1 protein-coding gene is annotated in these 531 nt (G+C 64.2%); it reads right to left on the bottom strand.

The genetic code is table 11. The features are described 5' to 3' along the window. Nucleotides 1-531 (bottom strand): cellulose binding domain-containing protein (locus tag AC1DYI_RS38075; RefSeq protein ID WP_477209221.1); only part of this gene is annotated, 531 nt, incomplete at both ends.

The raw sequence follows: 531 nt of genomic DNA, 5'->3' as shown, positions 1-531 counted from the left end.
GGGCACGTCCTTGTTGTACGAAGCGGGCACCAGGTTCACCTTGTTGCCGGTGAGCGTGAAAGTGCCGTCCCAGCTGTTGGTGATGGTGAAGGTGTTCGATTCGGTGAAGGTCGCTGTCCAGTTGCTGATCGTGGTGGTGCCGCTGTTCTGCAGGCTCACGGTCAGGATCTGGCCAGAGCCCCAATCGTTGGTCGAGTCGACTGTCAGCGTGCAGGCCTCACCACCGCCGGCCTTGGGAGTGGCGGTGACCACCTCCGAAGACGTCTTGCCGGCCTGGTTGGTCGCGACGACCACGTAGAAGTACGGTGTACCGTTGGTCAGACCGCTGTCGACGTAGGCCAGCGTCGCACCATCGAGCGTGGCCAGCACGTCAAAAGTGCCGTTGGCTGACAGGCTGCGCTTGACCACGTAGCCGGTAGCACCGCTTGCCGCGGGCCAGGCCAGGTTCACCTTCTTGTCGCCTGCGGTCGGGGTGACCACCGGCGCACCTGGCGGCACGCCGCCCTTGGTCGGCTTGGCCGATACCACTTC

The sequence above is a fragment of the Ideonella sp. P3_A4 genome (genome assembly GCF_056403075.1).
Note: the sequence above shows the minus strand (reverse complement) of the source record. Positions and strands in the feature narration are given on the sequence as shown.